Below are 19,351 nucleotides of genomic sequence, written 5' to 3'. Positions count from 1 at the left end.
CATCCGAAAACTGCCCCTTCAACCAAACATTGTTTTAATTGCGTATGTTTCACCCCAATTCCCGCTCTGCGTCAATCCACACAGCTTGCCCCCGAGTTCAAAACCCGTTAGGGGCCAATCGTTCTACGCATAAAGGGAAGTCAGATGTCCGCGCCCAAGAAAGTTGTTCTGGCCTATTCCGGTGGCCTTGATACCTCGATCATTCTGAAATGGCTGCAGACCGAGTATGGTTGTGAGGTCGTGACCTTCACCGCCGATCTGGGTCAGGGTGAGGAGTTGGAGCCCGCCCGCCAAAAGGCTGAACTGCTGGGGATCAAGCCCGAGAACATCTATATCGAGGACATCCGCGAAGAGTTCGTGCGCGACTTTGTCTTCCCGATGTTCCGCGCCAATGCGGTCTATGAAGGGCTGTATCTATTGGGCACGTCGATCGCGCGCCCTCTGATCTCGAAACGCCTGGTTGAGATCGCCGAGGCCACCGGTGCCGATGCTGTTGCGCACGGCGCGACCGGCAAGGGCAACGATCAGGTTCGCTTTGAACTGGCAGCTTACGCCCTGAATCCCGAGATCAAGGTGATTGCGCCCTGGCGTGAATGGGACCTGACCAGCCGCACCAAACTGCTGGAGTTTGCGGAACAGAACCAGATCCCGATTGCCAAGGACAAGCGCGGCGAGGCTCCGTTCTCGGTCGATGCGAACCTGCTGCACACCTCGTCCGAGGGCAAGGTTCTGGAAGACCCTGCCGACATGGCGCCTGACTACGTCTATCAGCGCACCGTCCATCCCGAGGATGCGCCAAACGAGCCCGAGTTCATCGAGATCGGCTTTGAAAAAGGTGACGCGGTCAGCATCAATGGCGAAGCGATGAGCCCGGCCACCATCCTCACCAAGCTGAACGAATATGGCGGAAAGCACGGCATTGGCCGTCTGGATCTGGTCGAAGGCCGCTTCGTGGGCATGAAGTCGCGCGGCATCTATGAAACACCCGGCGGCACCATCCTGCTGGAAGCGCATCGCGGGATCGAATCCATCACCATGGACCGCGGCGCGATGCACCTGAAAGACCAGCTGATGCCGCAATATGCCGAGCTGATCTATAATGGCTTCTGGTATTCGCCCGAGCGTGAGATGCTGCAAGCCGCCATCGACAAATCGCAAGAGCATGTCACCGGCACCGTTCGTGTGAAACTGTACAAGGGTCTGGCCTCGACCGTAGGCCGCTGGTCGGATCACTCGCTGTACTCCGAGGCGCACGTGACCTTTGAGGAAGACGCTGGTGCATACGATCAGACAGACGCAGCCGGTTTCATCCAGCTGAACGCACTACGCCTGAAACTTCTGGCCGCACGCGACAAGCGTTTGTCCAAGTGATCGACGAAGACGATAACGACGACGAACTCGATATGTTCATCGAGGCGCAGGACACGGTTTGGGCCGATGTCCTGCGTGAATTGGAACAGGGGCAGAAAACCAGCCACTGGATGTGGTTTGTGTTTCCGCAACTGGCCGAGCTGGGCCAATCTCATATGGCGCAGCTTTACGGCATAGAAGATCTGGACGAGGCAACGAGCTATCTGAACCACCCTGAACTGCGCCGTCGGCTGACGGAAGCAGCGTCGCTGATGCTGTCGCACAAAGGGCGAGATGCGGCTGACATTCTGGGTGGGGTTGATGCAAAGAAGCTTCGATCTTCGATGACGCTGTTTTCTTCTGTCGCGGATGCTCCGGTCGAATTTCAGGCTGTTCTCGACGCCTTTTACGATGGTCAGGCCTGCGATCGCACAACGCAGATGCTTGGTGCGTCATAAAGCCAAGCTCCCGTTGGGTCAGCCTTGCCTGCGCGCCGTCTGACCCTTTACGCATTCGGAAACTGCGAAAGGAACCCGGATGCTTGAAGACATCGCTGATGGAATTCAAAAGGGCCTGAACGGCAAAACCTTTGATGGCTCGTTGAAATTCGACTGTGGCGCAGACGGGGTGATTGTTCTGGCCGACAATCAGGCCACGACGCAGGATCAGGACACGGATTGCACCATCCGTATCTCACAAGACAACCTGACCAAGCTGCTGACAGGGAAACTGAACCCGATGACGGGTGTCGCTATGGGCAAGCTCAAGATTTCGGGCAATATGGGCGTCGCGATGAAGCTGGGTCAGCTGCTCGGCTAAACTCAGCGCAATTCTGCAATGGATTTCTGCATTGCCAGAATCAACGCGTCCCGTTGCTCGGACAGCTCGGCTTGGGTTTTCCCTGCGGCCTCAGCCATCACACCTTCTGTAAGCTGCTGGGCGACATCATCAGTCAAATAGACCTGACCCAAATCATCCCACCATCCATTGAACGTATCGGTGAAATGGTCGCAAAAGGCTTTCAACCCACCCTTGCCAGCGCCGAGGTTGAATAACATGGTCGGCCCCATCGCCGCCCACCTTACACCCGGTCCTGCCCAGACGGCTTTGTCCACATCTTCGACCGACGCAACACCCGACACCACAAGATGAATGGCTTCACGCCACAAAGCAGCTTGCAACCGGTTTGCTACATGGCCGGGCACCTCTTTGTTGACCCGGATCGTGGTCTTACCCACGCTTTCATAAAACGCCTGTGCCGCATCAACCACACCATCGGAAGTTTTCTCATTCCCCATCACCTCAACCAGCGGGATTAGGTGCGGTGGGTTGAAGGGATGCCCCAAAACAAAATGCGACGGGTCAGACCATCCAGGCTGCATTTGGCCAAGTGTTAGACCCGATGCAGAGCTGGCGACGATTGCGCCCTTGGACAAAGCAGGCTCAATCTCGGCAAAGGTTGCATGTTTTATCTGCAAACGCTCAGGCACATTTTCCTGAACAAATCCCGCATCAGCCACTGCGGCAGCAGCGCTGGAATGAAACGTGATGGCGTCCGGGTTTCCATTCTCCGTCAAGCCCAGCGCACCAAGGGTCGACCATGCATTCTCTACATACTGGCATACTTTCCTTTCGACGTTCGGGTCAGGATCAAAGAGGGCAACAGAACGCCCGGATGCCAGAAAAAGAGCTGCCCAACTAGCGCCAATGACGCCTCCGCCCAAGCAGGCCGTGTGCTGTATTTCCATCAGAACAATCCCGGGTTCAAAGGTGAAGCTGCTGTCATACCACCATCCACGGTGAAAAGCTGACCTGTGGCAAAGCTTGCCTCATCCGAAGCCAGCCAGACCGCCATGCTCGCAATATCCTCGGGTTTCCCAAAACGACCTGCAGCATGGCGGGCAATCGCATCCTTGTGCGCGGCATCAGGGTCATTGGCCAACTCGAACGCGGCGTCCAGCATTCCTGTTTCAATCCATCCGGGGCAAATCGCGTTGCAGCGGATCTTTGGCCCGTGATCGACCGCAATAGAACGGGTCAAGCCATGCACAAATGCCTTGGACGCGTTGTAAAGCGCCATGGACGGATCAGCGGTATTCCCGGAAATAGAGCCTATATTAATGATCGCAGCGCCCTCATCCATCCGAGGTATGTAAGCCCGGCACATATTGAAGACGCCCTTGCAATTGGTGCCAATCACAGCTTCCCAATCCGCGTCCGAACTGTCTGGAACAGTCTTTTCGACCTGCACACCAGCATTATTCACCAGAATGTCGATGCCGCCTGCGGCCTCGGCCAACGCTTCGACAGCGTCCGTGTCCGTGACATCCAGCGGACACCAGATGATGTCGTCAGCCAACCCATCAGGCCGCGCCCCGCGTCCACATGTCGTCACTGTCGCGCCTTCACGGCGAAAGGCTTCGACTATTCCTCGGCCAATGCCTTGCCGCCCACCTGTCACAAGCGCTCTTTTCCCAGCCAACCGCATCAGTGTGCCACCATCACATGGCGCACGGACGTGTAGGCATCCAGCGCATAAACCGACATGTCACAACCCGTGCCTGATCCTTTCATCGCAGCCCAGGGCATTTCCGCCGCTGGCATTCCGTGCGTATTCACCCAGGTCATGCCGTACCGCAGCCGCGCCGCCATTTTCATCGCGGTCGAGACATCCTTGGTCCAGACAGACGACGCCAACCCGTACCGCCCCGCGTTTGCAATCCGAAGGGCTTCGTCCGCCTCGGTAAATCGCGACAGAGTCACGACCGGGCCGAACACCTCGCTGCACGCGATCTCAGCGTTATTATCCACATTTGCGACGACGGTCGGCTGATAGAAGAACCCTTCCCCCTCACCAACCTTGCCACCTACGGCGATTTCAGCGCTGCTGCGGGCGCGATCGACAAATCCGGCGACCCGGTCGCGTTGGGCGGCTGATACGATGGGCCCCATTTCTGTACCATCGGCCTTTGGCGCACCGATCCTGATCTGAGCAACCTGATCAGCGACGGCAGCAACCACTTTGTCGTATACATCATCCTGCACCATCACCCGACAGGGCTGAGCACAATCCTGACCTGCGTTGAAGAACGAACCGTATCGGATCGTCTCGGCCACGGCGTCGATATCAGCATCATTGAACACGATGACCGGTGCCTTGCCCCCCAGTTCCAGATGCACATGGCGGATCTGGTTGGATGCAGCGCGCATCGCGGCCATTCCGGTCGCAGGTGAGCCGGTGATGGAAATCCCCTCAATCCGTGGGTCATTGATCAGGCTGTCACCAACCGACATGCCCCGACCATGGACCACGTTCAACACACCTTTGGGCAATACATCTGCCAGCAACTCTGCCAGCCGCAGAGTGGCCAGCGGCGTGATTTCGGACGGTTTCATTACAATGGTGCAGCCCGCCGCCAGAGGCGCAGCGATCTTCCATGCCGCCATCATAAGCGGATAGTTCCACGGTGCGATGGACGCCACGGGGCCAATCGGATCCTTTCGGATCATCGACGTGTGGCCCGCAGCGTATTCTCCGGCCACTGACCCGCTTATCGTGCGTGAGGCACCGGCCATGAAGCGGAAAGTGTCGATGGTCAGAGGCATCTCTTCATCGCGGGCCATCGGCCACGGCTTGCCGACGTCCAGTGTCTCTAACTCGGACAATTCATCTGTATTTTCTTCCATTACATCCGCAATCGTATGCAGATATCCCGACCGCTCGGCGGGCGTGACAAGCCGATAGGTGTCAAAGGCTTCATGGGCAGCACGTGTTGCGGCTTCGATCTGCTCGGGCGTTGCCTCGGGCACATGGGCTACTGTCTCGCCGGTGGATGGATCCAGAACGGGCAGAGCATCGCCCTGACCCTCAACCATCTCTCCGTTAATAAGCATCTTCGTCTGCATATCTTTCCCCCGTCAAAAAGCGGTCTGGTCGTTGCCCTTCAGGCCCAAACGTTGGCGGGCCTCGTCCGGTGTAGCGACCGTCAGGCCAAGATTTTCGATGATTGAGCGAATCTTGCGGACCTGATCAGCGTTGGACTTCGCCTTTTCGCCGGGCCCGATGTAAAGGCTGTCTTCCAGCCCAACCCGCACATTGCCACCAAGAATCGCGGCCTGTGTCGTGAAGGCCATCTGGTGGCGACCTGCGGCCAGCACCGACCATTCATAGCTATTTCCAAACAACTTTTCGGCAATTGTGTGCATGTGCATCAAGTTATCGGGGTCGGCACCAACACCGCCCAGAATCCCAAAAACCATCTGGATGAAAAATGGCGGCTTTACCCAACCCTGATCCACCACCCAAGCCAGGTTGTAGAGATGTCCCAAATCGTAGCATTCGAATTCGAATTTCGTGCCGTGACCTTCGCCCAATTCCTTCATCGCATATTCGATATCAGCAAACGTGTTGCGGAAAATGAAGTCGCGGGTCATGTCCAGAAACTCGGGTTCCCAGTCATGTTTCCAGCCTGAATATTTCTGCATCATAGGGAAGATGCCGAAGTTCATCGAGCCCATGTTCATGCTGGCCATTTCGGGGCTGGCCCGTAATGCCGCACGCAGGCGTTCTTCGCGGGTCATGCCCAACCCGCCACCGGTTGAGACATTCATCACAGCACCGGTTGCTTGTTTGATGCGGGGCAGGAACTGCATGAAAAGGTCAGGGTCCGGATCTGGTCGACCGTTTTCCGGATTGCGGGCATGAAGATGGATGATCGCAGCCCCGGCCTCGACGGCACCAATACTGGCCTCGGTGATTTCGTTTGGCGTGATGGGCAAGTGTTCTGACATGGTCGGCGTATGAATCCCGCCAGTCGGAGCACATGTAATGATGACCGGTTTGCTCATAGCTTCATCTGCTGGACTTGTGCGCTCAGCCCTCCGTCCAGAACCCAAAGTTGACCGCTGGCATATCGAGCCTCGTCCGAAGCCAGCCAATTCACCAGATTCGCGATGTCGTCGGGCGTGCCATATGTGCGCATCGGGTGCACATCGCGCACGGCCTGCTGCAACTGGTCGATGGTCTTGCCGCCACCGCCCGAGCCATCGCCGGTGAAAAAGCTCTGCAACATGGGTGTGTCGACATAGCCGGGGCATATGGCATTCACACGAATACCTTCCGGTCCATGATCACACGCCATTGCACGCGTCAGTGCATGAACAGCACCTTTGGTCGCGCAATAGGCGGCAAGGCCGGGGTCCGCAATGAACCCATCGTAACTCCCGAAATTGATGATCGAGGCTGACGTTCCCGACGTGGCCCCTTTGCGCAACAGTGGCAACGCGTGTTTTGAGGTCAAAAACGTGCCGTTGACATTCACAGCGAAGGACTGGTTCCATTCCTCCAACGTGGTCTGTTCGATAGTTTTCTCGATCTCAATACCAGCGGCGTTGACCAGAATGTCCAATTGGCCAGCTTCCGCACCAACCTGTTCCATCGCGGCAATCGCATCAGCTTCTTGCGTGACGTCCAGTTTCACAAAGATGCTGCCGTCGTCATCATGGGCTGACAAGGATCCTTCGGGCGTCAGATCAGCCGCATAAACCAGTGCGCCTTCGCGCAGAAAACGCGCCACGATCGCGCGCCCGATCCCGCCGCGCCCACCGGTTACAAGCGCTGTTTTGCCGTCCAGCATCATTCTTTGGTCTCCTTCAATGGCGGATAGCGATAGCGAGTCGCTGCAACCGTCCAATCCATGTGATTGCGTACATATTCCTGCGTGGCGTCTCGTGGCGGGGTGTAGTCCCAGGCCTCTCCGGCACCCGCCTCCATCGCGGCGTGCAAGGCGCGCCGGGACTTTTGCGTTGCAATGACGTCCGCACGCAGGCTTTCGCTGTTCCAACGTCGCGCCACGTCTTCAGCAAACTTTGCGGAATGTTCAGCGTAAGCCGGGTCATCGACCACATTCACCTTTTCCAACGGATCCTTGGACAGGTCGTAAAGCTGAGGTGGGTCCGGGTCGCAGTGAATATACTTCAACGGCCCGCGTCGGATCATGAATACCGGATAAGGCGTCATCTCGGCGCAATATTCGCCGATGGCTTCATCCACAGGGTCAGCTTCTCCGCGCGCAAGCGGCATCAAGGATCGGCCATCAATCGGCTCCCCGAAGATCGCGTCAGAACCGCTGGCGATGTCCACAAATGTCGGCAACAGGTCGAGCAGGGAACAGGCGTTGGCAGCACAGCCTTTGGCAACACCGGGACCCGCCATGATCAGCGGCACACGGGCCGAGTGTTCAAAGAAATTCATCTTGTACCACAACCCACGCTCACCCAGCATATCGCCGTGGTCTGCGGTGACGATGACGATGGTATTGTCTAACGCGCCGATGTCTTTCAAAGCTTTGACCATCGCGCCGACCTTGCTGTCAAAGTAACTGACATTGGCCAGATAAGCGCGACGCGCGCGGCGAATTTCTTCCTCGTTCAGAGGGACATAGCTTGCCTCGATCCCATCCATCACGCGACGTGAGAACGGGTCTTGCTCTTCGGGCGTCAGTGTAAATTCCGGCATCGGGACGTCTGCGTCGGAATACAGGTTCCACCACTCGGGCTTGGCGACATAGGGGTCATGCGGATGGATAAAGCTGGCCACCATACAGAACGGAGCATTGTCCCCAGCCGCCCGATCGCGGCCCCTGTCGATCAACCAGCGACGCGCGGCAAATTCGACCTCGTCGTCATAATCCGTCTGGAAGGTGGCGACCGCCTCACCGCTTTCCTTGACGGTTTGCATGTTGTGATACCACTTGTCGATCCGCTCGTCCGGGGCTTCCCAGTCCGGGGTCCAGGCAAAATCGGCGGGGTAAATGTCGGTTGTCACACGGTCCTGAAACCCGTGTTTCTGGTCTGGCCCAACGAAATGCATCTTGCCCGACAGGCAGGTCCGGTAGCCCAGCGCCTTGAGGTAATGCGCAAAGGTCGGGACCGAGGCACGAAACTCGCTGGCGTTGTCATATGCCGCGATGCGACTGATCAGCTGCCCGGCCATGAACGCAAATCGCGACGGCGCGCAAAGGGGTGAGTTGCAATAGGCCGCGTCAAATCGCATCCCGCGTGCGGCAAGCGCGTCGATGTTTGGGGTCTTGACCGTTGGATGGCCGTAAGCGCCGCAAAAATGCGGCGCCAGTTGATCGGCCATGATCACAACGATGTTCGGCCGTGTCACGGTGCAGCCTTTGCATATGCGTCCAGAACTAGCCCATGGAAATGATGCACCGCATGTTCCGATTTGCCCGAGCCATTGGGATCATGCACGATCCGGCCTTGCGTAAAGGCCGGGGTGCTCATACCGCGCTGTACGCTTTCGACAATGTCGATGTCTTCGCGTTGCAGAACCTCATCAAGATAGCGGATGGCTTCCAGTTCGGCTTCGTCTGGTTCCGGGGTTTCAAGGAAGAAATCATAGGTTTCGAGCGTGCGGTCAGGACCAATCGGGATAATATTCAGCACGATCATCGAAGACCGCCCCGGATAGCGCATCAAACATGTCGTGGGCCACAACCACCAAACTGCATGGGTTCGTACTGTGGCATTGGACACGTCATAAGCAGTGTTAGCACCCTTACCCGCCTCGGCCATATGGCTGGAGTAGATGCCGTATGTGGTCACCTTGTAGGTGTCCATATCGACCAAATCACAGAAATCCTTGTGCGCTGTCGGGCAGTGGTAGCATTCAAGGAAGTTGTCGACGACGTTCTTCCAGTTCGACTTGATGTCATAGGTCAGGCGGTGACCAAATGACAGCTGCTCGATATCCGGTGCCCAATGGCGGATTTCGGTTTCCAGATTCCCGGAAACTTCGCTCAAAGGCTGTGCATTAGAGTCTAAGTTGACGTATATGAACCCCGCAAACTCTTCGACCTGTACTTGGTCCAGGCAGATATCCGATGTTTTGAAATTAGCCAGGTTCTCGGTCTCGGGCGCGCGCACCAACTGGCCGTCCAGTTTATAGACCCAAGCGTGATACGGGCACATGATACGCGTGGTTTCGCCCTCGCCCGACAACAGATGATGTGCGCGGTGTTTGCAGACATTATAGAACGCACGCAATGTGCCCTCGCGGTCGCGCACGACAGCAATCGGACGTCCGGCGATTTCGACGGTTGTGTATGACCCTGGAACGCGCAGCTTTTCAACGTGGCACACCCATTGCCAGGTCTTGGCTAGCACTTCGTTTTGATCGACCTGATACCAGGACGGATCGACATAGGCTTCGGCTTTCAGGGAACTGGTATTGAAGGGATCGGTGCTAAAACCATCGGAAATCCGCTCGAACTGGGTTTTGGACGGCAGCTGGCTCATGGGTGGCTCCACAGCTCAGGGACAGGCTTTGCCCCAATGATTGACGTGTGGCGCGTATGATCCTCTGAGTCTTGGTTCGTCTCTTAACTTTTTTCGCCTTATTGTTTTCCGTTTTAGCCAACTTGATGATCCCGATTGCGTCAGTCTTTGGGCTTGCGATGCATCGGCCAAGCGCGGAACTCGAATGGAACTCTGCCCTCGACCCTGTCGCGCGTGGGGGGCAGGCCAAATCTTTCTTTATAAGCCCGGCTGAAATGCACCGGGCTGGAAAAGCCCGACGCCAGAGCGACCTCTGCAATGGGAAGCTCAGTCTGCGTGACCAGGCCACGTGCCCGATCCAAGCGAATGTCACGATAGTAAAGCGCGGGCGTTTTCTTGATGTAGGTCGCGAACAGCCGATCCAGTTGGCGATGAGAGATTCCCGCGCGTTTGCAAATCTGGGGAACGGGAATCGGCTCCTCAAGATTGGCCTCCATCACCTGAATCGCCGTTTTAAGCTTGGCGGGCACTGTCGTTCCCAAAGGCTCGGTTCCTTGGGGTTGCTGTTGTTCCGTGGGGCCACGCAAACGATCGTGAAAAACGTATCTGGCCGCTGCATTGGCAAGGGCGCTGCCATGTATCCCCTGAAGAATCTGCAGGCCAAAGTCAGTTGCTGCAGAGCCACCGCAACAGGTAAGCCGATTGCCGTCCATAACATAAAGATTCTCAACGACCTCGACTTCCGGATAAAGCTCCTGCAAGGCATCGATATGCTCGTAATGAACGGTGGCGCGCCGTCCGTTCAATAACCCCGCCTGCGCCAAAATAAAAGCGCCGGTATCCAATGCGCCCAAAGTCGCGCCGCTGCGCGCAAATTTACGCAAAGCTGTTCCCAGTTTGGATGTCAGGTGCCGTTCTGGTGTCCAACTGGAAGAGACAATGGCAATATCAGCCTCGGTGAACGAAAGCGCGTCAAGCGGTTGAGTTTCAATGCCAGCGCCGTTGCTGGACACACAGAAACCACCTGCTTCTGATACGAAGTCCCATTTAAAATAAGGCTTTCCATCCAGATAGTTGGCTGCACGAAACGGATCTATGAATGCCATGGTTGCCGCCATATTGAAGCTGGGCGCAACTATGACCAGCACGCGCGTCGAAACCTGCATCTCCTGTGTCATCGATCCTGAATCCAACCTTGCATCACCACATCTCAGAAAAGGTCTTTTGACTGCGATACACAAGGTTTCTTAGGGCTGGGCTGAATTTGATAAACTCGCCTCACCAGCGCGTGACATGAGATGTCAGGCAATTGCATGTTGATCCTAGTCGGGTCACCTTGGTCGTGAAAGGAGACCTGACATGACACGGACTGCTTACCTCGACACGCTTAAACCAGCCCTTCTGTTCACGCTGATCGCCTTGGCAGCGATGTTGCGTGCTTTACCTGCGCCGGCGGCCGGAACAGAAACACTGACAGTAGCCGGAGGATGTTTCTGGTGCGTTGAATCTGATTTTGAGTCTGTCCCCGACGTCATCGAGGCTGTTTCAGGCTATACCGGCGGCAAGTCAGCTAATCCCACTTATGATCAGGTCTCAAAAGGAGGAACCGGCCATTATGAAGCGGTTCAGATCACGTTCAATCCAGTTCAAATCTCACGGGAAACGCTTCTGAACATGTTCTTCCGCTCGGTCGACCCCACAGATGCCGGAGGTCAGTTCTGCGATCGCGGTGATAGCTATCGCACTGCGATTTTCGTCTCTAACACAGGGGAAAAAGCTTTGGCCGAGAAAGCAAAAGCAGATGCGCAGCGGGCCCTGGGCCAGACAGTGGTAACGCCGATCCTGAGCGAAGGAACTTTTTACCCAGCCGAGGCGTATCATCAGGATTACTACAAGGGGAACAAACTGATTTTGACCCGCTTCGGGCCGAAGCGACAGCACAGCGCATACAAAGCTTACCGCAAAGCCTGCGGCCGTGACGCGCGCGTCAAACAGCTTTGGGGTACTGACGCGCCGTTTGTTGGATCTTAGTCAAAGGACGCGTCGCGCACCTCTTTCAAATCGGGGATAACATCAGCCGTTCCGTGCCGCGTGACCATCAGGGCCGCGGCGCGGTTTGCTTGCAGAATAGCCTGTTCCATCGGCATTCCACGATCCATTCCTGCCAGTACATAGCCGGTGAAGGTATCGCCTGCCCCTGTTGTATCCACCGCTTGCACCTTATGTGCCGCAAACTCGACCGGTTCGCTGCCCTGCTGTAAATACCGCGCGCCCTTTGAGCCCAGCGTGACGATGACGTGCCGCACTGGCAAATCAGCGGCGCTTAAGCCGGTTTCCTGACGCAATTGTTCAGCTTCGACCTCGTTGAGGATCAGGAAATCCAGATAGGGAAGAACCGCCTTCACAGCCTCTGCCTGAAACGGCGCTGCGGCGTAACACACGGTTAGCCCCAGCCGGTGCCCCAACTGCGCAGCTTCCACTTGTGCGTTGGTTTCATTCTGAAGGATCAGCAGATCGCCCGTGTTTGCTGAGGATAGCGCTTGTCCCAGATCACTGACCTCTAACGCATGATTGGCACCGGGATACAGGATGATCAGATTCTCGCCCTCAGCATCCACCGCAATGATCGCGTGTCCGGTTGGCAAATCGACCTCTGAGATAAAGCGTGTATCCACGCCATATTCCGTCAATCGATCCTTCGCCCAGCGCCCATCCTGGCCAACAGCACCGATATGGCTGACGCGCGATCCGGCCCGAGCCGCAGCCACCGACATGTTGGCCCCCTTGCCGCCCAGAAACCGATCCAGTCCAAGGGCGGCCAGAGTTTCCCCCGGCGCAGGCAGATGCGGCAGGTCATAGACCATATCCGCGTTGATCGAGCCGAGGTTCCAGATTGTCATGTCTTATCCGATGTCGCACGAGGCCAGAATGGCCATGTTTAGAATGTCATTGGCGGTCGCAACGGTCGAACAGATTTGAATCGGTTTGTCGATGCCTGACAGAATCGGACCAATTACAGTTGCACCACCCATTTCTTGCATCAATTTGGTCGAGATGGAGGCCGAGTGCCGCGCCGGAACAATCAGAATGTTCGCCGGACCGGTCAGACGCTGGAAGGGATAGGTAGCCTGCTGATCAACGTTCAACGCCACATCCACGGTCATCTCGCCTTCGTATTCAAAGTCAACACCGCGCTGGTCCAGCACCGTCGGAGCCACGTGCATCTTTTCGGCCCGTTCGGACACCGGGTAACCAAAAGTCGAGAAGCTGACGAAGGCCACCCGGGGCTCCAGGCCCATGTGACGCGCAACCGCAGCCGATCGTTCAGCAATGTTTGCCAGGTCATTCTCATCCGGCCATTCATGAACCAGCGTATCGCCAATCAGAACAATCCGGCCCTTGTGCAAAAGGGCGGTCACACCAGCGGCCCCACGCGCTGCATCGGCATCAAACACGTGGTTGATCCGATCCATCACATGCGCCGATTTGCGCGTCGCACCCGTAACCAGCCCATCCCCATGGCCATGGGCCAGCATCAATGATGAAAACACGTGCCGATCCCGCGCGGCGAGGCGGTGAATGTCCTTTCGGTCGAAACCCTTGCGCTGCAAACGGTCGTAGAGGAAATTCGAATAGCTCTCGAGATGCGTTGTGTTGGCGGCATTCACAACCTCCAGCTCACGCACAGCGTCACCCAAGCCCGCTTCTTCCAGCTTGGCCCTGACCTCATCGGCGCGACCGACCACCAGCGCCTTTCCGAAGCCGGATCGTTGGTACATGACCGCAGCGCGCAGCACCCTTGGATCATCACCTTCGGCAAAGATCATCCGGCTTTGTGCCTGACGCGCACGGGCGTTCAAACCGCGCAGGATGCTTGCGGTCGGATCCATGCGGGATTTCAGGCTCAGCTCATAGGCATCCATGTCGATGATCGGGCGCCGCGCCGCACCGGTGTCCATCCCGGCCTTGGCAACGGCTGGCGGGATACGGTGGATCAGACGTGGGTCGAACGGTGTCGGGATGATATAGTCGCGCCCGAAGGTCAGAGATTTGCCATAGGCCATCGCGACCTCGTCCGGCACATCCTCGCGCGCCAGATTAGCCAACGCATGGGCGCAGGCAATTTTCATTTCGTCATTGATAGCGCGCGCATGGATGTCCAATGCGCCCCGGAACAGATAGGGGAAGCCAAGTACGTTATTGACCTGATTGGGATAATCGCTGCGCCCGGTGGCGACGATGGCATCAACGCGGACTTCGTGTGCTTCTTCCGGAGTGATCTCGGGGTCAGGGTTCGCCATCGCAAAGATCACTGGGTTGTCCGCCATGCTGGCGACCATCTCTTGCGTGACCGCACCCTTGACCGACACGCCCAGGAACACATCCGCGCCCTTCATCGCATCTTCCAGCGTACGCAAATCTGTAGAGATGGCATGCGCGGACTTCCATTGGTTCATACCCTCTGTACGGCCCTGATAGATCACGCCTTTGGTGTCGCACACGATGCAGTTCTCGTGCCGCGCGCCCATCGCCTTGAGCAACTCGATACAGGCGATCCCTGCCGCACCCGCACCGTTCAGGACAATCTTTACATCCTCGATCTTCTTACCCGAGATTCGCAGTGCGTTCAGCAAACCCGCCGCGCAGATCACCGCCGTGCCATGTTGGTCATCGTGGAAGACTGGGATATCCATCTCTTCCTTCAGGCGCTGCTCGATGATGAAGCATTCAGGTGCTTTGATGTCTTCCAGGTTGATCCCGCCAAAGGTGGGGCCCATCAGGCGTACCGCACGGCAGAACTCATCCGGGTCTTCGGTGTCCAGTTCGATATCGATCGAGTTCACATCAGCGAACCGCTTGAACAGGACGGATTTCCCTTCCATTACCGGCTTCGAGCCCAGCGCGCCAAGATTGCCCAGGCCCAATACGGCGGTACCGTTCGAGATCACGGCGACCAGATTACCTTTGTTGGTATAGTCATACGCGGTTTCGGGCGCTTCGGCGATGGCTTCACATGGAACAGCAACACCGGGGCTATAAGCCAGCGACAGATCACGCTGCGTGGTCATGGGCACGGTGGCTTGCACCTCCCACTTGCCGGGGGTCGGGTCCAGGTGAAAGGCCAGTGCTTCTTCTTTGGTGATCTTCGCTTTGGGCATGGAATTGGTCGTTTCTTTACAACTGCGGGACCTTCGCCTCATAGCGCAGGCAACCGCGCGCCTCAACGAGAATACGTTTTCACCTTTCGCAGCAGATGGGGGATTTGTAAGGTCGCGCCCGGAATACGCCAAAAGGGGGCCGCTTTTGTCCACAGTCACGCCGATGATGGCGCAATATCTCGAGATCAAAGAGGCCCACGCCGATGCCCTGCTGTTTTATCGCATGGGCGATTTCTACGAGATGTTCTTTGAAGATGCCGTCAATGCCGCCGAAGCGCTGGACATCGCCCTAACCAAACGCGGCAAGCACAATGGAAATGATATTCCAATGTGCGGCGTGCCAGTGCACGCAGCCGAAGGGTATTTGCTTACACTGATCCGCAAAGGCTTTCGTGTCGCTGTCTGCGAACAGATGGAAAGCCCTGCGGAAGCGAAGAAAAGAGGCTCTAAATCAGTCGTAAAGCGGGACGTCGTGCGTCTAGTGACGCCCGGCACACTGACCGAAGACGCCCTGCTGGAAGCCCGCCGCCACAACTTTCTGGCTGCCTATGCCGAGGTTCGGGATGAGGCCGCCTTGGCCTGGGCCGATATCTCGACCGGCGCGTTTCACGTGATGCCTCTGACCTCGATTCGGCTCAGCCCGGAACTGGCACGGCTGGCCCCGTCCGAGTTGATCGTGGCCGACGGTGTTCAAGACAAGCTTAGTGAGCCGGTTCGGGATCTGGGGATTTCTCTGACGCCTGTGGGACGTGCCAGTTTTGACAGCACAGCAGCGGAAAAGCGCATATGCGGCTTGTTTCACGTCGGTGCGCTGGATGCGTTCGGGACTTTCGGTCGCGCCGAAGTTTCGGCGATGGGCGCACTGATCGATTACCTTGAGATCACGCAAAAGGGCAAATTACCCCTGCTGCAAACCCCTCTCAAAGAATCAGAAGACCGCGTCGTCCAAATTGACGCCGCAACACGCCGCAATCTGGAACTGACACGGTCGCTCTCTGGTGGGCGCGCCGGGTCTTTGTTGTCCGTGGTCGATCGCACCGTAACACCCGGCGGCGCGCGGTTGCTGGAACAGCGCCTGTCCAACCCGTCCCGAAATCTGGACGTGATCCATGCGCGCCTGGATGCGGTAAGCTTCGCAACTGAGGACAGCCTGATTGCGTCAGACCTGCGTGAAGCGCTACGCAAAACACCGGATCTGGACCGCGCCTTGTCACGCTTGTCGTTGGACCGAGGTGGTCCGCGCGATCTGGCTGCCATCCGTAACGGGTTGGCGCAAGCGGCCACGATTGCCAGTTTGTGCAGTGTCCAAGAGTTGCCAGTACTGTTGTCAACCGCCGTCCAAAACCTGACTGGGTTTGACGATCTCTTGACCCTTCTGGACGAAGCGCTTGTTGCGGAACCACCTCTGCTGGCACGTGACGGCGGCTTCATCGCCCCCGGTTTCGAAGTTGAACTGGACGAAGCCCGTACCCTGCGCGACGAAGGCCGCTCGGTTATCGCCGGCTTTCAACAGAAATACGCGGAACACACGGGTATCGCCTCGCTTAAGATAAAGCACAATAATGTGCTGGGGTACTTCATCGAAACCACAGCGACCCATGCCGAGAAAATGCTGAACCCGCCGTTCAGCGAAACCTATATCCACCGTCAGACCACCGCCAATCAGGTGCGTTTCACCACCGTCGAACTGTCAGAGATCGAAACCCGTATCCTGAACGCAAGGAATCTGGCGCTTGAGATTGAAAAGCGGCTCTATCAAAGGCTTTCTGATGAGGTTTTGACCCTTGCAGCACAGCTTAATCAAGCTGCCCGCGGGCTGGCAGAGCTGGATTTAACCACTGCCCTCGCCGATCTGGCACGCGGGGAAAACTGGTGTCGCCCACATGTGGACACATCACGTGCGTTCAACGTGCACGGCGGTCGACATCCGGTCGTTGAGCGCGCCTTACGGCAGCAAAGCGGCGATGCCTTTGTCGCCAACGACTGCGATCTAAGCGCGGATGACGGCGCGGCCATATGGTTACTGACCGGCCCCAACATGGCTGGTAAATCAACCTTCCTGCGCCAAAACGCCCTGATAGCCCTGCTTGCCCAAATGGGCAGCTACGTGCCTGCTGAACAGGCCCATATCGGCGTTGTCAGTCAATTGTTCAGCCGGGTCGGTGCATCCGATGACCTGGCCCGGGGTCGCTCGACCTTTATGGTGGAAATGGTCGAAACCGCTGCAATTCTCAATCAGGCCGATGATCGCGCACTGGTCATTCTCGATGAAATTGGCCGCGGCACCGCCACTTATGACGGCCTCTCGATCGCGTGGGCTACGCTTGAACATCTACATGCATCCAACAAATGCCGCGCTCTGTTCGCAACTCATTACCACGAACTCACCGCTTTGGCCGGTAAACTGGAAGGCGTGGATAACGCAACCGTTGCGGTCAAAGAATGGGAAGGCGAAGTGATCTTCCTGCACGAGGTCCACAAGGGCGCCGCCGACCGCTCCTATGGTGTGCAAGTTGCCCAGCTTGCCGGATTGCCTGCATCAGTCGTCGAACGCGCTCGCGTGGTACTGAATCAATTGGAAAAAACCGAACGGGAAGGCGGTAAACAAAAGGCTCTGATCGACGATCTGCCTTTGTTTTCTGCAGCATCACCGCCACCGCCGCCCTCAACCAAAGCATCTCCTGTCACAGATATGTTGAGCGACGTCCTGCCCGACGAACTCACCCCACGCGAAGCGCTCGACCTGATTTACAAACTGAAAGAGGCGGCCAATTCCTGACCGCCCCTTCTTCTTGTTGATAAATACGGCCGCCAGAGGCTTGGCCTCTTCGAGGCCAACTAGTTCGAAGGTGTTGACGACACCCCAACCTGCGCCGGACGCAGCAAGCGGTCGTGCAACATGAAACCTTCGGCAGACACCTGAATGATGTCGCCGGCTTTTGTGCCGGGCACCGGTGCCTCAAACATCGCCTCATGCACATTAGGATCAAAGCGGTCGCCAACCTCAGGTGTGATCACCTTAATCCCGTGCTTCTGGAACACATCCTTCAGCGCGCGCATGGTCAATTCAACGCCTTCCAGCAGGCCAGCAGCAACTTCTTTCTGCTCATCCGTCGCTGCCTCAAGCGCGCGCTTCATGTTGTCGTAAACCGGCAGCATGTCCCGTGCCAGCTTGGAACCGCCATATTGTTCCGCATCGCGACGCGCCTTGTCGCCACGCTTGCGTGCATTCTCGGCATCTGCCAGCGCGCGCATGAACTTGTCTTTATAATCGTCCCGCTCAGCGCGCAACTCATCCAATTCCAGCGCTTCGTCGCTGATCTCTGCAAACTCCTCGGCCAGCTCTTCCGCTTCCGCAGACATGATATCGTCCAGAAAATCTTCGTTCTTCGGCTCTGCCATCTCTTACCCTCTAGCTCCGGTCGGATATCAGCTTGCCGACCAGTTGCGCCGTATAATCCACGATCGGTACGATCCGTCCATAATTCAGACGCGTTGGCCCGATGATCCCGACCGCACCGATTATCTTACGATCAGCGTTCATATATGGAGACACCACCAAAGAGGAACCCGAAAGTGAGAAAAGTTTGTTCTCAGACCCAATAAAAATGCGCACACCTTCGCCATCTTCGGTCAATTCAAGGAATTCAGCGATGTCCCGCTTACGCTCCAGATCATCAAACAGGGTCCGAATCCGATCAAGTTCTTCGGCCCGACCCGGTTCGTTCAAAAGATTCGCCCGTCCACGCACGATCAAACGGGCCGAGTCGCTGCCATCTCCGTCCCAGACGGCCATTCCACTTTCCACCATCTCACGCGCCAGAACGTCGATCTCTTGCTTGCGTGCATCAATCTGCGTCTGCATCTGCCGACGCACTTCGCTGAGTGTCCGCCCCTCGATGAGCGCATTAAGGAAGTTCGCAGCCTCACGCATCGAGCTTGGGGTTTGTCCGGGCGGCGGGGTGAACAGGCGGTTTTCCACATGACCATCCGAGAAAACCAGCACTACCAAAGCCCGATCATGACCCAGTGATACGAATTCAATATGTTTGATTTCCGATTCATGCTTGGGCGTTAAAACCAGCGAGGCGCCTTGTGTCACGTGTGACAAAGCCGAGCCCACACGATCGAGCATTCCGCCAACATCGCCTGTGTTAGAGCCTAAAGTTTGTTCTAATTTCTCGCGATCATCCGCGCCCAAGTCTCCGACTTCAAGCAATCCGTCCACAAACATCCGCAGACCTTGCTGCGTTGGAATTCGACCAGCGCTGATGTGGGGGCTGTCCAGAAGACCCAGAAACTCCAGATCTTGCATCACATTGCGAACGGTCGCTGCGCTCACCTTTTCGGACAAGGTGCGCGTTAAAGTGCGACTGCCGACAGGCTCACCGCTTTCCAGATAGCTCTCGACAATCAAACGGAACACTTCGCGAGACCGGTCGTTCATCTCATCCAGAATTTTGCTTGCTTCGCTCATGCGTCTTCCCCTGCTCGTTCGTCATTAAATCGCAGGCAAATGAAAGGTCAATCGGGGTTGCATCGTAATGCTGCGGGGC

Annotated in this window: 17 protein-coding genes; 5 read left to right on the top strand and 12 right to left on the bottom strand. The window is 56.8% G+C overall.

The window, feature by feature from the left end; genetic code table 11:
* Positions 1–144 precede the first annotated feature (144 nt).
* The 3 genes from GOV89_RS07305 (at position 145) to GOV89_RS07295 (ending at position 2,169) form a co-directional block, all read left to right on the top strand.
* A complete protein-coding gene (locus GOV89_RS07305; protein WP_171178636.1) occupies positions 145–1,371 on the top strand; it encodes an argininosuccinate synthase in 1,227 nt (408 codons plus the stop codon).
* 32 nt (positions 1,372–1,403) lie between these two features.
* Positions 1,404–1,808 (top strand): DUF1810 domain-containing protein, encoded by a 405-nt coding sequence (locus GOV89_RS07300; RefSeq protein ID WP_171178866.1) that lies wholly within the window; start codon positions 1,404–1,406, stop codon positions 1,806–1,808.
* A gap of 79 nt (positions 1,809–1,887) precedes the next feature.
* Positions 1,888–2,169, top strand: coding sequence for an SCP2 sterol-binding domain-containing protein (locus tag GOV89_RS07295; protein WP_171178639.1), 282 nt, complete (start codon positions 1,888–1,890; stop codon positions 2,167–2,169).
* A gap of 2 nt (positions 2,170–2,171) precedes the next feature.
* On the opposite strand, the gene GOV89_RS07290 is transcribed toward GOV89_RS07295, so the two are convergent.
* The 8 genes from GOV89_RS07290 to GOV89_RS07255 all read right to left on the bottom strand — a co-directional run bounded on the left by GOV89_RS07290 (position 2,172) and on the right by GOV89_RS07255 (position 10,814).
* Entirely contained in the window at positions 2,172–3,098 is a 927-nt protein-coding gene (locus GOV89_RS07290; RefSeq protein ID WP_171178641.1) for a 3-hydroxyacyl-CoA dehydrogenase NAD-binding domain-containing protein, read from the bottom strand.
* The gene (locus GOV89_RS07285; RefSeq protein ID WP_171178644.1) at positions 3,098–3,838 is read right to left on the bottom strand and encodes an SDR family NAD(P)-dependent oxidoreductase; all 741 of its coding nucleotides are present in this window, start codon (positions 3,836–3,838) and stop codon (positions 3,098–3,100) included. Before GOV89_RS07285 ends, GOV89_RS07290 begins: the two co-directional genes overlap by 1 nt.
* Positions 3,838–5,256 (bottom strand): gamma-aminobutyraldehyde dehydrogenase, encoded by a 1,419-nt coding sequence (locus GOV89_RS07280; RefSeq protein ID WP_171178646.1) that lies wholly within the window; start codon positions 5,254–5,256, stop codon positions 3,838–3,840. The genes GOV89_RS07285 and GOV89_RS07280 overlap by 1 nt, the downstream gene beginning before the upstream one ends.
* 12 nt (positions 5,257–5,268) lie before the next feature.
* Positions 5,269–6,198 (bottom strand): 3-keto-5-aminohexanoate cleavage protein, encoded by a 930-nt coding sequence (locus tag GOV89_RS07275; RefSeq protein ID WP_171178648.1) that lies wholly within the window; start codon positions 6,196–6,198, stop codon positions 5,269–5,271.
* Positions 6,195–6,989, bottom strand: coding sequence for an SDR family NAD(P)-dependent oxidoreductase (locus GOV89_RS07270; RefSeq protein ID WP_171178650.1), 795 nt, complete (start codon positions 6,987–6,989; stop codon positions 6,195–6,197). Before GOV89_RS07270 ends, GOV89_RS07275 begins: the two co-directional genes overlap by 4 nt.
* Entirely contained in the window at positions 6,986–8,521 is a 1,536-nt protein-coding gene (betC, locus tag GOV89_RS07265; protein WP_171237895.1) for a choline-sulfatase, read from the bottom strand. The genes GOV89_RS07270 and betC overlap by 4 nt, the downstream gene beginning before the upstream one ends.
* Positions 8,518–9,657 carry an SRPBCC family protein gene (locus GOV89_RS07260; RefSeq protein WP_171178662.1) on the bottom strand — a complete coding sequence of 380 codons (1,140 nt, stop codon included), beginning with the start codon at positions 9,655–9,657 and terminating at the stop codon, positions 8,518–8,520. Before GOV89_RS07260 ends, betC begins: the two co-directional genes overlap by 4 nt.
* A 140-nt stretch (positions 9,658–9,797) precedes the next feature.
* On the bottom strand, positions 9,798–10,814 hold the full coding sequence (locus tag GOV89_RS07255; RefSeq protein WP_171178664.1) for a GlxA family transcriptional regulator: 1,017 nt from the start codon (positions 10,812–10,814) through the stop codon (positions 9,798–9,800).
* Positions 10,815–10,995: 181 nt separating this feature from the next.
* Here GOV89_RS07255 and msrA point away from each other — a divergent pair, with 181 nt between their 5' ends.
* Positions 10,996–11,667: a peptide-methionine (S)-S-oxide reductase MsrA gene (msrA, locus tag GOV89_RS07250; protein WP_171237894.1), complete on the top strand. Its 672-nt coding sequence runs from the start codon at positions 10,996–10,998 to the stop codon at positions 11,665–11,667.
* Here msrA and GOV89_RS07245 read toward each other — a convergent pair.
* Together GOV89_RS07245 and GOV89_RS07240 are read right to left on the bottom strand one after the other, a co-directional pair.
* Positions 11,664–12,536, bottom strand: a complete 873-nt coding sequence (locus GOV89_RS07245) for a ribokinase (protein ID WP_171178668.1) — start codon at positions 12,534–12,536, stop codon at positions 11,664–11,666. The genes msrA and GOV89_RS07245 overlap by 4 nt on opposite strands.
* Before the next feature lie 3 nt (positions 12,537–12,539).
* Positions 12,540–14,795, bottom strand: coding sequence for an NADP-dependent malic enzyme (locus GOV89_RS07240; protein ID WP_171178670.1), 2,256 nt, complete (start codon positions 14,793–14,795; stop codon positions 12,540–12,542).
* A gap of 163 nt (positions 14,796–14,958) precedes the next feature.
* Here GOV89_RS07240 and mutS point away from each other — a divergent pair, with 163 nt between their 5' ends.
* Entirely contained in the window at positions 14,959–17,574 is a 2,616-nt protein-coding gene (mutS, locus tag GOV89_RS07235) for a DNA mismatch repair protein MutS (RefSeq protein WP_171237954.1), read from the top strand.
* A gap of 59 nt (positions 17,575–17,633) precedes the next feature.
* Here mutS and GOV89_RS07230 read toward each other — a convergent pair whose 3' ends face one another.
* Both GOV89_RS07230 and hrcA read right to left on the bottom strand, forming a co-directional pair.
* The gene (locus GOV89_RS07230) at positions 17,634–18,197 is read right to left on the bottom strand and encodes a nucleotide exchange factor GrpE (protein ID WP_171237893.1); all 564 of its coding nucleotides are present in this window, start codon (positions 18,195–18,197) and stop codon (positions 17,634–17,636) included.
* 10 nt (positions 18,198–18,207) lie between these two features.
* Positions 18,208–19,272: a heat-inducible transcriptional repressor HrcA gene (hrcA, locus tag GOV89_RS07225; RefSeq protein WP_171234639.1), complete on the bottom strand. Its 1,065-nt coding sequence runs from the start codon at positions 19,270–19,272 to the stop codon at positions 18,208–18,210.
* Positions 19,273–19,351 lie beyond the last annotated feature (79 nt).

The sequence above is a fragment of the Ruegeria sp. HKCCA5763 genome, assembly GCF_013034545.1.
Lineage (GTDB): Bacteria > Pseudomonadota > Alphaproteobacteria > Rhodobacterales > Rhodobacteraceae > Ruegeria.
This window is presented reverse-complemented; position numbering and strand designations above follow the sequence as displayed.